We start from the raw sequence: 17123 nt of genomic DNA on the forward strand, positions 1-17123 counted from the left end.
CAACAAGAGCCAGTGTGAAAGATAAGCATTTACGCACACCAATATTTCTGGCATTACTGGAGACATATCTGTGGTATTCAACGGGAGCAGGTGTGAAAGAAAAGCATTTTCACACACCACTATTTCTGGCATTACTGCAGACATATCTGTGGTATTCTACGGGAGCAGGTGTGAAAGGAAAGCATTTTCACACACCACTATTTCTGGCATTACTGCAGACATATCTGTGGTTCAACGGGAGCAGGTGTGAAAGAAAAGCATTTTCACACTCCATTATTTAGTCATATCGCAGACCTGTCTGCGGTAGGCAATGGGAGCAAGAATGAAAGAGTTAATTCATAAATTATTAAAAAACAGAATAATGAAAAAATTGTCTTTGACCTTTCTTTTACTGCTGCCTGGCATTCTTCTTCTAGGAGGCTGCAGTAAAAATGAAAAGGATACGGCTGATAGTGCCAAGGGACCCTTTGTCTATTGCATGGACCAGGCTGAGACAAAGGTAGTGGAAGCAAAATATACCCCAGAGGCGAAAAACAAGGAAGGGCTTATCAGGGAATACCTGGAAGCCTTATCGGTGGAGCCGGAGGATATCACCCTGAAGCGGGCCATTCCGGATGGGGTTTATGTGGAAAAAGCACTATTAAGTGACAGCGGACTCAGCCTTTATTTTAATTCGGCCTATAATAATCTTACCGGAGTAACAGAGGTGCTGGCAAGAGCCTGTATCATTAAGACCCTGTGCCAGATTGACGGAGTAGATGATGTTGCCTTTTATGTGGAGGGACAGCCCTTAAACGGCCCTAACGGCAACCCAATAGGCTTTAAAAATGCAGATGATTTTATTGATGACAGCAATGCAGAGGATGTCACTGTTACCGTTTACTTTGCCAATGAAAAGGGAAATAAACTGGTTGCCAGTGATTTGAAGGTTTCCTATGATGGGAATATGCAGCCTATCGAAAAATCCATCATTAAGGCATTGATAAAGGGACCCATTGAAGCCAACATGAAAAAATGCATCCCTGACGGAACACAGCTTTTAAAAGTTACTACCAAGGATGGAATCTGTTATGTGGATTTTAATGAAAATTTTCTGAATAAGGTGTCAGGGGTCAAGCCTGAGGTTGTACTGTATTCTGTTGTAAATTCCCTGGATGAACTATCAACAATCAATAAGGTGCAATTTACCATTAACGGTTCCAAGAAAAAGACCTTCCAGGAGGACATTCCCTTTGACGGCCTTTTTGAAAGAAATCTGGACTTGCTGAGCGGGGATAAATAATGGGAATAAAAAGACCTTTCATATGGATTCTTGCCGCATATCTTGCCGGGCTTGCTGTTCATGAGGCAGATTTTCCGGCGGTGCTGGCAGCCGGGGCAGGCATGCTCCTTGCAATACTTGTCTGGCTGCTGCTACCGCAGCGGCGACGGCAAAGGCTTACGAATTACTCCTTTCTTCTGCTTCTTCCCCTGTTGTTTCTTATGGGATATATACAGATAAATAAAGAGCTTCTGACCCCGGCGGCAGACAAAGCCTTTGAACAAAAGCACAGGGCACGGGCACAAGGAGAAGTAAGTCTTGTGGAAGAAACAGAAAAATACACGAGGCTGACCATAAAGGAATCGGTGCTTTCAATAGAGGGCGGAGGTACCTATCAGGACCTTAAGCTGTTAGTCTATATCGATGATAATGAAAAATACCGTGCCGGCAATAAGGTGGAGGTATCCGGCAGCGTAATCAAGTTCACAAAAGCCTCTAATCCGGGCCAGTTCAACGAATATCTGTTTTATCGAACCAAAAAGTATCATTACAAATTCTATGCAGAGTCTGTTATAATTCTCAATTCTAAAATCAATTCTTACCATCAGACCCTTTTCACAATAAGAAAACAATTAACGGCTACCTACTATATGTTGCTTTCGGAAAAAAATGCAGGAATTCTTACAGCCATGATGTTAGGTGATACCAATAATCTGGACGCTGATATAAAGGAGCTCTACAGGGAAAACGGCATATCCCATATTCTGGCCATTTCAGGGCTGCATATATCTCTTCTGGGACTTACACTGTACAAGATATTCCGGCGCCTTCGCGTTCCTCTCTTCTTATCCACGGCTTTTACCCTGCTGTTCTTATATTCCTACGGAATCCTAACCGGTTTTGGTGTATCCACCAACCGGGCGGTAGTCATGATGGGAGTATACATGGCGGCACTTCTTGTGGGAAGGACCTATGACCTTCTTTCCGGGACAGCCTTCAGTGCGCTTATCATATTGTTACAAAGCCCCCTTGAAGTTACCAGTGCCGGTTTCCTGCTTTCCTTTGGGGCTGTTATAGGAATAGGTACGGTTTATCCGGCACTGCAAAATGCATTATCCGGAAAGGAGATGGATGGGCAGAGGAAACCGGATGAGCAGAGGAAACCGGATGGACAGAAGAAACCGGATAAGCAGAGGAAACCGGATGAGCAGAAGAAACCGGATGAGCAGAAGAAACCGGATGGGCAGAAGATGCCGGATAAAAAGGCGGGTCCTTCATTTCGAAAGGCGGCTGGTAATTTAATATGGCAGACGCTGCTTACAAGCCTGAGTGCCCAGGTTATACTTCTTCCAATTCTTTTGTGGTTCTTTTATGAAATGCCTGCCTATTCTCTCTTTGTAAATCTTTTGATAATTCCCCTGTCCTCTCTGCTGACCATACTTGCTTTTATAACTGTGCTTGCAGGCTGTATCAGTGTGCCACTTGGTGTTTTTTTAATGGGCAGTGTAAACTATATTCTGGAATTTTATGAGGGAGTATGCCGTTTGGGTTCTAAGCTCCCTTATAAAAGTATCCTGACGGGAAGGCCCGGGATATTGGTGATTCTTATCTTTTATGCAGCGCTCTTTTTCTTTGTGCAGTGGAACAAAAAGAAGGGAAGAAGGCTTAGCTTGCTGCTATTGCTTTCTTTCGTTATCCTGTTGGTACCGGTAAAGGAGAAGCATTTGGAGGTGGTATTTCTGGATGTAGGCCAGGGAGACGGGATATTTTTGAGATTTCCAGACGGTACCACCATGCTGGTGGACGGCGGCAGTTCTGATGTAAAGGAATTAGGGAAATACCGGCTGGAGCCCTTTTTAAAATACAAAGGAATAAAGAGGATTGACTACGCTGTCGTTACTCATGGGGACAGTGATCATTATTCCGGTGTCCTTGAATTCATGCAGCCTGAATACAAGGGAGATATCAGGATAAAGCATCTGATACTTCCTGGTGTTTCATTAAAGGTAGAAGCTTACCATAACCTTATTCAGGCTGCAGAAAAGAGGAGTGCTGGGGTATCTGTTCTGAGCAAAGGAGATTCCTTGGAGAGGGGAGGGGTATATCTTAGCTGTCTTTGGCCGGATAAAGGAGCAATCGAATCCTCCGGGGAAGCTTCAGATACCAACAGCCATTCCATTGTGCTGAGCCTCCGTTACCTGGAATTCGACCTCTTACTTACCGGAGATCTGGAAGGTATGGGCGAAGGGGAGGTTACTAAGGAAATTGAGAAGGGAAAACTGCAAAAGAGGATACCTATTTATTACGATATTCTTAAGGTGGCACATCATGGTTCAAAATACTCCTCCGGCAGTGAATTCCTTCATGCCGCAGCGCCTGCCTATTCTATAATTTCATGCGGAGCAGATAATTCCTACGGCCATCCCCACAAGGAAACCTTAAAACGGCTGATGGACAGCGGCTGCAGAATATTTCAGACGCCGGAGAGCGGGGCTGTAACGGTAATAACGGACGGAAAAAATATGTGTATAGATGAATGGAGCAAGGGAGGATAATAACGGAGAAGAGATAGCTGCATAATTTAATAAATTTTAAACTATTAGTAACTTGCCTGTTATGCTATAATATAACAGAACGTTTAAAAAAGGGTGCTTTAAACACCCCAAAATAAGGAGGAAGGCAAGGTAAAGGAATGGATTTCATCGAGATTTTAAAAGTTATTTTTTACGGAATTGTGGAAGGTATTACAGAATGGCTTCCTATCAGCAGTACAGGGCATATGATTTTGGTAGAGCAGATAATGCCCTTAAATGTCAGCAAGGAGTTTATGGAAATGTTCCGGGTAGTTATTCAGCTGGGAGCCATCTTTGCAGTTCTTGTTCTCTACTGGAATAAAATCTTTCCCTTTCAGTTGAAAGATAAAAATAAACCCTTTATAAAAGGGGATATTATGAATCTTTGGTTCAAAATTATCGTAGCAATACTTCCTGCCATGATAATTGGAATACCCTTTGACGACAAAATCGATGCGCTGTTTTATAACTATGTAACAGTAGCAATTACGCTGATTGTATACGGTATCCTCTTTATTCTTATCGAGAACCGCAATAAGAGCGGGAATTTTAGAATCAGAAAGTTATCGGGCATTACATATCAGACGGCGATTATTATCGGCGTTTTCCAGGTACTTTCCCTGATTCCAGGAACCTCCAGATCAGGAGCGACCATACTGGGTGCCATATTGATTGGTGTATCCAGAGAGGTTGCGGCAGAATTCACCTTCTTTTTAGCAATTCCTGTTATGTTCGGAGCAAGCTTAATTAAAATGCTGAAGTTTGGTTTCGATTTTACCGGGAATGAGGTACTGGTTCTGGTACTTGGCATGTTAACCGCTTTTGTGGTTTCCGTTCTGGCTATCAAATTTCTTATGGGATATATTAAGAAGCATGATTTCAAGGCCTTTGGAATTTACCGAATTGTATTAGGAATTTTAGTGTTACTGTACTTTATTGCAGTACATTAATCAAAAATAGGAAGATTGGGCTTTTTCAAATGGGAATAAGAAGATTAGCTATTTTCAAATCTAAATAATAAAATCGAGCTACTATTTAATAAAAAATAATAAGATTGAGCTGTTTTTAATTAAGAATAAGATTGAACTGTTTTTATTTAAGAATAAGATTGAATTGTTTTTAAAAAAGAATAAAGACTTGAGCTACTTTTCAAAAAAGGGGGGTGTACTATGGAGATAGTATCATTCCCCTTTTTGTCAGGCTGATTTCTTTCCTAGACCATATTAGAAAGAGAGCGCAGAACAGCTTTACAGCTTGTTTCATAGATGGCAGATTTCGAAATAGTTCTGTAAGGAGCAGCATTTTACCATACAATATATACAATAGAAAAATATAATTAAAACCTATTGACAGCAAATCACACAACTGCTATAATAAGTTTAACGTTAAACGCACAATACATAGAAAATAAAGAGGGTAAGTTTAACGTAAAACTATATAAGAACCTAAAATAAGGAAGGGGAAGATTTATGAAAAAAACGAAAAGACTTGTTAGTATGCTCCTGTGCTTTTTGTTAATTGCAGCCATGCTTGCCGGCTGCAAGAAGAATAACAACACAGCAAATACAAGTACGGGGGATGCAGCACCTGCAGCAACAGATGAAACGACGCCTACGGAAGCAGCAACAGCCGCTCCAGCTGAGAAATTCCAGATAAAGCTTGGCATCTGGCCGGAAGATACCTTAACAGATGATATTAAGCTTCATGAAGGTTATGTAAAGACCTTTAATGAGAAGCATCCCAATGTTGAAGTTGTTCCTGACCATTACAAATATGCAACGGATACCTTCGTTTCCCTTGCAGAATCAGGAAACCTTCCTACTATTTTTGAAACCTGGTACACAGAACCTCAGAAGTTGATCAACGGTGGTTTTGTAGCCGATATTACCGATGAATTAAAGGCAAGAGGCTGGGATACGGCAATGAATCCTTCAATTCTTAACCTGCTTTCAAAGGACGGAAAAATTTATGGTATTCCCCGTGACGGATATGCCCTGGGCCTTATGATAAATACGGAACTCTTTGAGGAGGCCGGTCTGGTAGATGACAAGGGAATTCCCAAATATCCCAAGACCTGGGAGGAATTTGCCCAGACCGCTAAGACGATCAAGGATAAGACAGGCCAGGCCGGTCTTTGCCTCCTGGCAAAGGACAATGCAGGCGGCTGGCATTTCAGCAACCTTGCATGGGATTTCGGTGCAACCTTAACTCTTGAAAAAGATGGCAAATTCGTTGCTAATGTAAATACTCCGGAAGCTATCAAGGCAATGGAATATGTAAAATCCTTAAAATGGGAATATGATGTACTTACTCCCGATCCTACCAACGAAGATTGGGGAACCGGCTTTGTGAACCTGGGAACTGGCACGGCAGCTATGTATATAGCAGCGAATGATGCTGTTAACCAGCCTACTCAGGTCAATGGCCTGCCTGTTGACAAATTATCTTTAGTACCCCTGCCTGCAGGTCCTGGCGGACAGTACTCCTTATCCGGCGGCACTCCTTATATGTTCTCCAAGGATGCTACTCCCGACCAGATTAACGCAGCTCTTGACTATCTTGAAGTTATGGGTAAAGCTCCCGTTGCTACCGATGATGCTGTTGCCGGTATGAAGGCAGACGCCCAGAACAAGAAAGACAGCGGCGTACCTGTAATTCCCCGTTTCCCCTGCTGGATTGACCAGAAGGTTCTGGATGCCGAGAGTGCTGTTCAGAAAGAGTACAGCAATGTTGATATGAATCTTTTCAATGATTACTTTAACATCATTAAGACAGACGGTAACTTACGTTTGGAAGAACCCGGTTCCGCACAGGATTTATATGCTGAGCTTACAAAGGTTCTTCAGGCAGTTATTACTGACAAGAACGCAGATGTTGCAGCACTTATGAAGACAGCTAACGATAACTATCAGAAGCTTCTTGACGAAAATGTTAATAAATAAATAGACATACGAGTTGATGGGGATCTTAAGCAAGATGCCCATCAACTCTGATAAGACAAAATTGAATTACAAGGAGGGCAGATAACGTGGCTGGAACGAAAAATAACATGGCAAATAAGGCATCGGGAACTGGTGGTAGGATAAAGAGAAAAGATTTAACAGGATGGCTTATCATGCTGCCGACAATCCTGTTATTTGCATTTTTTGTGTGGGAGCCATTGGTTGAAAGTATCCGACTCTCTCTTTATACCGCAAAAGGAATCCGCTTAGATAAGTTTATAGGCTTTACCAATTACATAAAGGTATTAAAGCATCCGGATTTTTTGGCGGCATTTTCCAACACATTCGTATATATTTTATGGTCTTTGATTATCGGATTTTTTGTTCCGATTATCATGGCGGTATTGATAACAGAAACTACACATTTCAGAAGCTTTTTCAGAGTAGGAGTATATTTCCCTAATATTATGCCGGGACTTGCCACCGTACTTATGTGGGGATTCTTTTTCCGTCCCGGAAATACAGGTGTTTTGAACATATTGCTGGATAAAATCGGTGTGGCACCTCAGATTTGGCTCACCAATCCCAAATGGACCATTCCCCTTATTGTGGCTGCAATGACCTGGAAGGGGGCCGGCTCCACTGCCTTAATTTATATGGCAGGTATATCGAATATTAATCCCGAGCTGTATGAAGCAGCAACAATTGACGGCGCGGGTATCTTAAGTAGAATGCGATACATTACAGTCCCCAGCATCTTTTCTCTGGGCAAGACCTTACTCATTCTGCAAATAATCTCTGTGTTCCAGATAATTTACGAGCCATTGGTTATGACAAACGGCGGACCAAACAATGCAAGTATTTCCATTATGCAGCTGGTATACAATTACGCCTTCCGGGATTACAACTATCCCATGGCAGCCGCCCTGTCCGTTATGATGAGTATCGTGCTAATTATATTAAGCGGCTTGTATTTTAAAATTACCGCTTCCAAAGAAGACTAGGGGGTGTTTGAATGTTCTTTGATAATTACAGAAAAAAAGAAGACGGTGTTGTCCGTTTTTATGACCTTCATTCCAAACGCACCAAAACATTGCTGATTATTATTTATATCATATGTTTTGCTATTATCATAACCTCCCTGTTTCCGCCTGTATGGGTATTCCTGGCAAGCTTTAAGGACATCAGGGAGTTCAGAAGAAGTGCAACTATTTTGCCTTCCCATTTTGATTTCAGTACGTTTTCGAAGACCTGGAATGATTTGAAATTTGCCAAGTTTTATATTAACTCCTCGATTTCCGTTGCCGGCAGTGTTGTGTGTGCGGTTATCTTTAACGGACTGATTGCATATGTTATCGGAATATTAAAGCCCAAGGGACATAAAGTGGTTTTCGGATTGGTTATGTGGAGCTTATTAATCCCTACAACAACCAGCGTTGTTGCATTATTTGTAAATATTAACAGAATCGGATTGAACCAGTCCTTCTTACCTTTGTGGCTTTCCTTCGGCGCCAATGCGTTTTATGTGGTGTTGTTTAAACAGTTCTTTGAAGGACTGCCAAAGGAATTAATAGAGGCTGCCAAGCTGGACGGATGCGGATATCTGAAGACCTTTGCCAGCATTGTACTTCCGCTGTCAAAATCTATCGTTATGGTAGTAGTAATATTTGCCATCAATGCTGCCTGGTCCGATTTCCTCCTGCCTTACCTGGTATTAAACGGTTCGGGAAAGGAAACGGTTATGGTTCGCTTATTCATGTTCAGGACTTCCACCGCCACAGATGTTGAAGTTCTGAGAGCAGTAGCTTTTTCAATTATTCCTCCAATTATTTTATTTACTATTTTCCAAAAACAAATAACAGAAGGCGCAGCAGCAGGAGCATTAAAGGGGTAGAGTATGGCAAAATCAGCAGATATTTATTATAAAGTACATCCATGGAAGATTATTGAAAAAGGCTTTAACAAGGATTATGCAAGGGTTTCTGAATCGGTATTTTCTCTGGGAAATGAATATATGGGAACCAGAGGCTATTTTGAAGAAGGCTATTCAGGCGACAGCCTTATCGGTAATTATTTCAACGGAATATATGAAGCGGCAGAACTGGAGAAGTCCGGTTATAAAGGAATAATAGACAGGACGGAGTTTATTGTGAATTCCGCAGACTGGTTATACACAAGAATCGAAGCAGACGGTGAGGCGGCAGACCTTAATACCGCCGCTTTCAGGGATTTTGAAAGAGTGCTGGATTTAAAAAGCGGCATTTTGACCAGAAGCTATACCTGGGTTTTAAAGAGCGGTAAAAAGCTCAGGCTTGAATTTGAACGTTTTTTATCTATGAAAGAGGCGGAAATCGCCGTACAAAGGATTAAAATTACACCTGTTGATTTCTCCGGAGAGATAACCCTCTATTCCGGTATTGATTTTACCCAGATTCATCATATGACCGGCAATTGTATGTGGAACGTTACGGAAGCCGCATCAGAAGATAACGCTATCAGCCTGTTGGGAAATACCGTCAGTACGGACCAGTCTCTTTTAGTAAGCTGCCTGTTTCAGTGCGATTGCGAGGAGAAGACAGATTATAAAGAGGAGAAGAAGCTGGTAAGAAAATTCCTGCTTTCAGGAGAAGAAGGAAAAACGGCAGAGTTCACCAAGATTATCAGAAATATCAGCAGAAAGGGAACCGGTTACCGGGAGAAGGAAGAATTTCAGAAGAAATGCAGGGAAAACAGCCAGGTACTGAAGTCCTTAAGCTATGAGAAGCTCAGGGAGGATACCCTTAGCTGGTGGGAAGAGACCTGGAGGGATTCTGATATTGCAATTGAGGGAGATGAATTGAACCAGCAGGGTATCCGCTACTGCATCTTCCAAATGCACCAGACCTATCATGGCGCCGACAAAGGGACCATTATCGGCGCAAAAGGATTAACAGGAGAAGCCTACAGCGGGAATACCTTCTGGGATACCGAAGCCTACTGCCTTCCCTTTTATATCTTTAATAATACAGAAGCGGCCAGGCATCTGCTGGAATTCCGTTATCTGACACTTCCTGAGGCAATGGAAAGAGCAAAGGCACTGGACTGTAAAGGTGCCTTCTATCCGATTGCTACCATCACAGGCAGAGAGTGCTGTTCCCTCTGGCAGCATGCCAGCCTGCAGCTTCAGGCTTCCACAGCAGTTGCTTATGGGTTCTGGCATTATGAAAATATAACCGGGGATGAAGAATTTATCTTTGAAAAGGGCCTTCCCATCTTAATCGAATTAAGCAGGATGCTTGCAAGCCGGGGAGATTGGAGTGCAGATCAGACGCGTTACGGCTTCTATGGCGTAATGGGGCCCGACGAATTCCAGATGATGGTAAACAATAATTGCTATACCAACTATCTTGGAAAGAAGACGCTGGAATATACCCTGGAGGTTCTGCAAAGATGTGCCGGAAAAGACCCTGCCGGATATCAGGAGATTCGGAAGGAACGTAATCTGACTGCAGAGGAGATTGGTTTTTTCCGTAATATAGCAGAGCATATGTACATTCCTTATGACGAAGAGACCGGTATATTTGAGCAGCATGAAGGATACTTTAACCTGCCCCATGTGGATATAAATAAGATTCCCATAGCGGAATTTCCGCTGTACCATCATTGGACCTATGACAGAATATACCGTAATGATATGTTAAAGCAGCCGGATGTCCTGATGATGATGCTTTTGTATAACAGGGATTTTACAGAAGAACAGTTAAAAAATAATTATGAGTACTATGAGCCCAGATGCATTCATGAGAGCTCTCTTTCACCCTCTGTCCACTCCATCCTGGCTTCCCAGCTAAGGAAGGAAGAAGAGGCATACAAATTCTTCGGTTTTGCCACCAGAATGGATCTGGATAACTACAACCGAAATACCGGTGAAGGTCTTCACACCACTTCCATTGCAGCAGCCTGGATGAATATTGTCTATGGCTTTGGCGGTATGAGGTCTGACGGAAAAGAGCTTTCCTTTGCTCCTTCTTTGCCGGAGGAATGGAAGGGCTATTCCTTTAAGGTGCATTTTAAGGAGGATGTCATTCTGACCAGTGTGGATGAGGCAGGTATTAAAATATCCTCCCGGAAAGGGTCTGGCATTCAGGTTCTGATTTATGGAAAGCCATATACTTTAGGGCAGGAGGAATTGGTAATTCCCATCACCCGTTAGGAAAGGATTTCATGTAGGATGAAATGGAAGATAGAAGAAAATGGATTTGATACAGAAAAAGCCACAGGCCTTGGCAATAAGTTCTTAATCGGCAATGGCTATATGGGCATCAGGGGAACACTGGAGGAATTTAAGAAGGACCAGTTCCCTGCTGTCAATCTTTCCGGTATTTATGACCAGGTGGGAAGCGGCTGGAGGGAGCCGCTGAATGCACCCAATGGTCTTTATACAAGGGTACTTGTCTCCGGAGAGGAATATGCTCTTCCGGAGCAAGAGTGCCTTTCCCATAAAATGTTACTGGATTACAGGCATGGAATCTTTTCCAGAGAGACCGGCTTTATGACCAAAAAGGGCAGGATACTCCTTGAAGCGGAGAGGTTTGCAAGTATGGAGGAAAAACACCTTATTTGCCTGAAGGTTAAGATTACGGCCTCCTTTGACGGCAGCCTTGAAATTCTTACGGGAATAGACGGAGATGTCTGGGATATCAACGGACCTCATTATGACAAGGTCGAGACCGGTACGGAGGAAGGGGTTATTCACGCTCTGGGAATTACTCATGAGAACAGGGATGAGGTCATAGTATGTGAGGGCCTTGAGACTTTCTTTGAGGCAGAGGAAAAAATGGAAAGCACTGGAAGAAAAATAATCCGGCATCTGAGGTTCCAGGTTAAAGCAGGTGAGGAATATATCTTCCATAAGTATATCAGCGTTTATACCAGCAAGGATTTGGAGAGCTTCCGGGAAGAAGGAAAAGCTCTTGTGAAACAGGCTGGGAAAGACGGCTATGAAAAGCAGTCAGAAAAGCATTGCGGCAGATGGGAAAAATTGTGGAAGGTATCGGAGGTTCTCATTGAAGGGGATGATGAGGCGATGGAAGCCCTGAATTATTCCCTCTACCACCTTCATTGTATCGCACCCAGGCATTCTAAGAGTTTGTCCATTGCTGCAAGAGGCCTTTCCGGGCAGACATATAAGGGAGCCGTATTCTGGGATACGGAGATGTTTATGCTGGACTTCTTCCTCTTTACGGAACCGGAGGTCGCAAAGACACTGCTGAAATACCGTATTGATACCTTGTCCGGAGCCAGGAAAAAGGCAAAGGACTATGGCTTTGACGGAGCCTTTTATCCATGGGAGAGTCAGGAGGGCGGTTTTGATGCCTGCTCCGACTATAATGTAACGGATGTATTTACGGGACGTCCCATGAGAACCTATTTTAAAGATAAGCAGATACACATTTCAGCAGCTGTAGTGTACGGCATTATGCGGTATTCCGAATTTACGGGAAAGGATGACCTGTTAAGGGAAGGCGGAGCAGAAGTAATTATCGAATGTGCCAAATTCTATTACAGCCTTTTAGTAAAGCAGGTGAATAAGGACAGGTATGAGCTATGGGATGTTATCGGCCCTGACGAATACCATGAGAGAGTGAATAATAACGCCTACACCAACCGCATGGCCAAATTCACCTTTGATTCCGCCATTAAGCTGCTGGAGGATTACCCGGTACAGGATGGCACAGGCAGTAAAGAGCTCCTTGATAACTTCAAGAATGCAGCCGGACATCTGTATATTCCCCAGCCCCATGAAAGTACAGGGGTAATTGAGCAGTTTGACGGATATGAGCAAATGGAAGAAGCAACTGTTTCCGAGGTCAAATCACGGCTCCTGAACGAGAAGGAATATTGGGGAGGAGCATATGGAGTTGCCTCCCATACCAAGGTGATAAAGCAGGCGGATGTTGTAACCATGGTAAATCTCTTTTCAAGAGAATACGACAGGGATATTCTTTATAAGAATTGGTCCTACTATGAACCAAGGACAGAGCACGGTTCCTCTTTAAGTGCCTGTATGTATTCCATGCTTGCCTGTAAGTGTGGCATGGCGGATAAGGCCTATCCCTTCTTTATTAAGTCTGCAAAGGCAGATTTGGAAGAGGGCGGAAAGCAGTGGGCAGGCCTCATCTATATAGGAGGCACCCATCCGGCAGCCAGCGGCGGCGCTTATATGACAGCAGTGGAGGGCTTTGGAGGAATCCATATTGAGGATGGTATATTAAAAGCAGAGCCGAAGCTTCCAAAAGGATGGAGCAGGTTAAGCTTTAAACTTTATTATCTGGGAGATTTGTATCAGGTAACGGTAACGGAAGAAGAAGCCAGTGTGGAGAAACTGCAGGCAGTGGACTGGATGGACTGATAACAGGGAACGTTCCGATAACAGCAGATTCTCTGAAAACAGCGGATGTATGGCTAGGAATTTCGTCTGAAAGGAACGTAATTTCACACTCCATTAAGAATGTTTAAAAGGGGATGAATGGCTTTACATGCTTTACATCCCCTTTCTGGCTAGCTAAGAAGTGATTTTACACTGTTTCGTTCAACAAGATGGATTGGAAGGATAACTTCCTTGTTAAGGATGGGCTTATTGTCCAGTTTATCCATTAGAAAATAAACTGCCAGCTTTCCCTTTAAGGGGGCATCCTGGTGAATAGTGGTAAGGGTAGGGCATGTCAGCTGGCATAAATTGATATCATCAAAGCCCATAACGGAGATATCCTCAGGGACCCTTTTACCGGCTTCCTTCAGGCCGGCCATAATACCGGCGGCTAAAATATCTGCGGTGGCAAAGACTGCGGTGATATCATTGCGGGCAGCAAGGGTGGTACCAAGAGCAATGGTCGTTGCCGTATCAAGCTCCTGCTCAAACACGATATTTCTGCGGAAGGGAATGGCTGCTTCCTCCAGGGCTTTCTTATATCCCTGAAAACGTTCATAAACAACACCCTTTTCCTTGATACTGGGTGAAGCAAAGGCAATGTTCTGATGCCCCTTATCAATCAGATATCTGGCAGCAGTGTAGCCTCCCTGATAATCCTCCAGACCTACATTGCAGATATTAGGATGTGATACGTAGCTGTCAATCAGTACCACAGGTATCTTAAGGTTTGTCAAAGCTTCAAAAAATTCATCCTGGAATACACCGGTACAGAACAGGCCGTCCACATTCCAGTTGTGTAAAAAGTTTACCAGATCAGAGGTGGTCTCAACTGTACGCAGCATTAAATAATAGCCGTTTTCCCGTAAGGTTTTTTCAATGGACCCAATAAAGGCAGAGTGAAAGGGGTCTTCTACGATACTTTCTTTTTTATTTGAAGTAAGGTGGCTTATCATTCCGATAACTTTTGAGGAACTGGACACCAGGGAACGCGCGGACATATTCGGAACATAACCCAGTCTGTCAATGGCTTCGTTTATACGGGTAATGGTTTCTGCCGATACACGGCCTGTCTTTCCGTGGATTACATTGGAGACAGTGGTAAAGCTTACCCCTACAGCCTGTGCAATATCTTTAATGGTGGTCATTTTCATGTTCCTTTCTTTCAAAGGTTTAATGTTAAACTTCAGTGTAAACAGTTTACCATATTTTTCGTAAAATGTACAGATTAAATAGGATTCCATACACAGCAAACGCATAAAGAAAGTTGATGGAAGCGTACGATGACCAAGGGGGTTGTTTTGGAGTTTTGTTATGCGAGAACCCTTATTCCACTAAAACAGCAGAAAACGTAACTGGCAGGTAAATCAGTGCCAAACTCGCTGTAACAAATTTGGTTGTGCTAGTTATCAAGCTCAAACAGTGGCACTGGTTTACCTAGTCACGTTTCCTGCCGCTTAAGTGTCATAAGGAACCTCTTTGAGACAAAATTCCAAAACAACCCCCTTGGTCATCTGTTCTTATCCATTATTTGGTCTCATGGGTTTGCCGTGGGATTCTATATGCAGTATCGCAAGCCAGCTTGCTGTATACATGGAAATTAAAATAAATTTCAGGAGATGATAAGATGATTAAAGGAGTAATTTTTGATTTGGATGGGGTGCTGGTGTCTACGGACGAAATGCATTTTGAAGCCTGGAAGATGTTGGCGGAGGAGCTTGGCATTGATAAATTTACAAAGGAGGATAATAAAAGGCAAAAAGGTGTAAGCAGGATGGAATCCCTGGAAGTGGTCCTTAGTAAGGGCGGCAGGATTTATACGGCGACGGAGAAAGAAGAAATGGCGGAGCGAAAGAATAATTTCTACAAGGAGCTTCTTGCGGGGCTGGATGAGAACGCCATACTTCCGGGAGCGGTTGATTGCCTTAAAATGCTGAGAAGCAGAGGAATACTGATAGGAATCGGTTCTGTAAGCAAGAACGCCCCCCTTATCTTAGCGAGAACCGGATTGATGGAATACGTTGATAAGGTTAGCTGCGGTCTTGACATTACCAGGTCAAAGCCGGACCCGGAAGTATTTGAGGTGGCAGCCAATAAGCTGGAGCTGAAATATGAGGAGTGTCTTGTAGTAGAGGATTCCCTTGCCGGAATCGTTGCAGGCAGAGCAGCACATATGAAGACCCTTGGAGTTGGAACGGAATATGTACAGCTTCGTGCAGATTATGAGGCGCCGGGCCTTAACGCACACATTGACTGGGAGACAATCCTGGAAGTATAAGAGAAGTATAAGAGGGGACAACTTAATTTATAGTATAGGGCTGAAAGAAAATAAGAAGGAGAAAGGATGCCACCAATGGGTCTACACATGGGAAGCAGGAAAAAAACAGTAATGATTATTGAATGGTTTGCAATTCTCACGCTTATTATCACTGCAGTGGCGGCGGGAATACATTTAAAGGGCAGAACGGAAGAGGCCGGTAGCATGATAAGCTATGAAGGCTCCAGGCTGGTTCTGTATGAAGGCCCGGAATCCTTAAAGGATGCCACGGCGGAGGACCTTGTAAGTGCCGGGGAGAAGGAGAGGAACTTTGCATTATTACATTGTACGGATACGAAAGTTAAGGTGGACGGCTATGATTGCTATGTTTATGATACCAATGTTAATCACAGCAGAGCCTGGTATCCCAATTATATGCCCCCTCAGTCAAGGACACCTGTCACATACTTTGATTTTGAAGGTACTGCTAAAATTGAAGTAAGTGTTCCGGACAGGGCTTTCAACTCAGTAAAAATAAGCCCGGTCAGCTATGGCATTAAGCCTGAAGTGGATAAGGCAGCAAAAACAGTAACCTTTACAATTACCAGACCGGATAATTATACCCTGACCTTTAATGACTCACCGGAACGGGCCTTACATATCTTTGCAAATGCAATTGATTCGGAGGCACCTGTAAAGAGTTCCGATACGATCAAATATATCGGACCGGGTGAATGGAATATTGAAAACATCGTGCTGGAGGATAACCAGACCTTATATCTGGCAGGCGGAGCAGTTGTACATGGCATTGTCAATGCCAGCTTTGCAAAGAACATAAAGGTAGAGGGAAGAGGAATTCTGGATGGTTCCGGCTTTGAGGGCTGGATGGGCAAGACCGCCTATATTCCTCTCAAATTTGATAACTGTGACGGCGTGACCTTAAAGGATATTATCGTATTGAATCCTAATGCATGGGTCTGCTCTGCAAAAAGTTCAGCGAATGGTGTGATCGACGGTATCCGCATTATATCCTCAAGGCCTAACGGTGACGGTATTACCCTGCAGTCCTGCACCAATTATAAGGTATCCAATTGCTTTGTAAGAAGCTGGGATGATTCTCTGGTCGTAAAGAATTATGAGGGCAGTTCCTCCGGTATTTCCTTTCAGAATATGCAGCTTTGGACTGACTTTGCCCAGTCCATGGAAATCGGCTATGAGACCAATAAAGGGCAGCAGGCGGGAGTGTCTGTTTCCGGTATAAGCTTTAAAGACATCACTGTTCTAAATAACTTTCACAAGCCGGTCATATCCGTACATAATGCAGATGATGCAGTGATAAAAGACGTGGCATTTCAGAATATAACCGTTGAAAATGCACAGATGGGCTCAGGAGACGGAGAGGAGATGCCCTATCTTATTGACCTCAATATTCCAAAGACCTCCAATTGGACCTCAACCAAAGAAAGAGGACAGATTGATGGCGTGACCATTGAAAATGTAAAGGTACTTTCAGGGAAATTCAGTCCTTCCAGAATCCAGGGCTTTGATGGGACACATAAAATCAAGTATATTACCATCAGCAATCTGGAGATTCTGGGAGAGAAGATTACAAGTCTTGACCAGGGTAAATTTGAAACTGACCCTGATACGACTGAAAATATTACCATGAAATAACCGAGGC

General features: G+C 43.3%; 12 protein-coding genes. 11 read left to right on the forward strand and 1 reads right to left on the reverse strand.

Annotated elements, in window-relative coordinates:
- Positions 1 to 14 precede the first annotated feature (14 nt).
- From BUB77_RS05595 to BUB77_RS05635, 9 genes are all read left to right on the forward strand, one after another.
- A complete protein-coding gene (locus BUB77_RS05595) occupies positions 15 to 281 on the forward strand; it encodes a hypothetical protein (RefSeq protein ID WP_073273702.1) in 267 nt (88 codons plus the stop codon).
- Positions 282 to 322: 41 nt separating this feature from the next.
- Positions 323 to 1282 (forward strand): GerMN domain-containing protein, encoded by a 960-nt coding sequence (locus BUB77_RS05600; RefSeq protein WP_073273704.1) that lies wholly within the window; start codon positions 323 to 325, stop codon positions 1280 to 1282.
- Positions 1282 to 3816, forward strand: coding sequence for a ComEC/Rec2 family competence protein (locus tag BUB77_RS05605; protein ID WP_073273706.1), 2535 nt, complete (start codon positions 1282 to 1284; stop codon positions 3814 to 3816). Before BUB77_RS05600 ends, BUB77_RS05605 begins: the two co-directional genes overlap by 1 nt.
- A gap of 137 nt (positions 3817 to 3953) precedes the next feature.
- Positions 3954 to 4784 carry an undecaprenyl-diphosphate phosphatase gene (locus BUB77_RS05610; RefSeq protein ID WP_073273708.1) on the forward strand — a complete coding sequence of 277 codons (831 nt, stop codon included), beginning with the start codon at positions 3954 to 3956 and terminating at the stop codon, positions 4782 to 4784.
- A gap of 519 nt (positions 4785 to 5303) precedes the next feature.
- Positions 5304 to 6776, forward strand: a complete 1473-nt coding sequence (locus BUB77_RS05615) for an ABC transporter substrate-binding protein (RefSeq protein WP_073273710.1) — start codon at positions 5304 to 5306, stop codon at positions 6774 to 6776.
- 86 nt (positions 6777 to 6862) lie between these two features.
- Positions 6863 to 7780, forward strand: coding sequence for a carbohydrate ABC transporter permease (locus BUB77_RS05620; protein WP_242962380.1), 918 nt, complete (start codon positions 6863 to 6865; stop codon positions 7778 to 7780).
- 11 nt (positions 7781 to 7791) lie between these two features.
- Entirely contained in the window at positions 7792 to 8670 is an 879-nt protein-coding gene (locus tag BUB77_RS05625) for a carbohydrate ABC transporter permease (protein ID WP_073273711.1), read from the forward strand.
- Between the two features lie 3 nt (positions 8671 to 8673).
- Positions 8674 to 10968, forward strand: a complete 2295-nt coding sequence (locus BUB77_RS05630) for a glycoside hydrolase family 65 protein (protein ID WP_073273712.1) — start codon at positions 8674 to 8676, stop codon at positions 10966 to 10968.
- An 18-nt stretch (positions 10969 to 10986) separates the two neighbouring features.
- Positions 10987 to 13167: a glycosyl hydrolase family 65 domain-containing protein gene (locus tag BUB77_RS05635; RefSeq protein WP_073273714.1), complete on the forward strand. Its 2181-nt coding sequence runs from the start codon at positions 10987 to 10989 to the stop codon at positions 13165 to 13167.
- Positions 13168 to 13316: 149 nt separating this feature from the next.
- Here BUB77_RS05635 and BUB77_RS05640 read toward each other — a convergent pair whose 3' ends face one another.
- Entirely contained in the window at positions 13317 to 14444 is a 1128-nt protein-coding gene (locus BUB77_RS05640; RefSeq protein ID WP_330392497.1) for a LacI family DNA-binding transcriptional regulator, read from the reverse strand.
- A gap of 368 nt (positions 14445 to 14812) precedes the next feature.
- On the opposite strand from BUB77_RS05640, the gene pgmB reads away from it, so the two are divergent.
- Together pgmB and BUB77_RS05650 are read left to right on the forward strand one after the other, a co-directional pair.
- Positions 14813 to 15463, forward strand: coding sequence for a beta-phosphoglucomutase (gene pgmB / locus BUB77_RS05645; protein WP_073273716.1), 651 nt, complete (start codon positions 14813 to 14815; stop codon positions 15461 to 15463).
- A gap of 75 nt (positions 15464 to 15538) precedes the next feature.
- The gene (locus BUB77_RS05650) at positions 15539 to 17116 is read left to right on the forward strand and encodes a glycosyl hydrolase family 28 protein (RefSeq protein ID WP_170866591.1); all 1578 of its coding nucleotides are present in this window, start codon (positions 15539 to 15541) and stop codon (positions 17114 to 17116) included.
- Positions 17117 to 17123 lie beyond the last annotated feature (7 nt).

Origin of the sequence: Anaerocolumna jejuensis DSM 15929 (assembly GCF_900142215.1) — a bacterium.
Lineage (GTDB): Bacteria > Bacillota > Clostridia > Lachnospirales > Lachnospiraceae > Anaerocolumna > Anaerocolumna jejuensis.

Coding starts and splice junctions, on each gene's coding strand:
- pgmB (WP_073273716.1), top strand. CDS start 14,813: ATGATTAAAGGAGTAATTTTTGATTTGGATGGGGTGCTGGTGTCTACG.
- BUB77_RS05600 (WP_073273704.1), top strand. CDS start 323: ATGAAAGAGTTAATTCATAAATTATTAAAAAACAGAATAATGAAAAAA.
- BUB77_RS05615 (WP_073273710.1), top strand. CDS start 5,304: ATGAAAAAAACGAAAAGACTTGTTAGTATGCTCCTGTGCTTTTTGTTA.
- BUB77_RS05605 (WP_073273706.1), top strand. CDS start 1,282: ATGGGAATAAAAAGACCTTTCATATGGATTCTTGCCGCATATCTTGCC.
- BUB77_RS05625 (WP_073273711.1), top strand. CDS start 7,792: ATGTTCTTTGATAATTACAGAAAAAAAGAAGACGGTGTTGTCCGTTTT.
- BUB77_RS05650 (WP_170866591.1), top strand. CDS start 15,539: ATGGGTCTACACATGGGAAGCAGGAAAAAAACAGTAATGATTATTGAA.
- BUB77_RS05610 (WP_073273708.1), top strand. CDS start 3,954: ATGGATTTCATCGAGATTTTAAAAGTTATTTTTTACGGAATTGTGGAA.
- BUB77_RS05640 (WP_330392497.1), bottom strand. CDS start 14,444: ATGCGTTTGCTGTGTATGGAATCCTATTTAATCTGTACATTTTACGAA.
- BUB77_RS05630 (WP_073273712.1), top strand. CDS start 8,674: ATGGCAAAATCAGCAGATATTTATTATAAAGTACATCCATGGAAGATT.
- BUB77_RS05635 (WP_073273714.1), top strand. CDS start 10,987: ATGAAATGGAAGATAGAAGAAAATGGATTTGATACAGAAAAAGCCACA.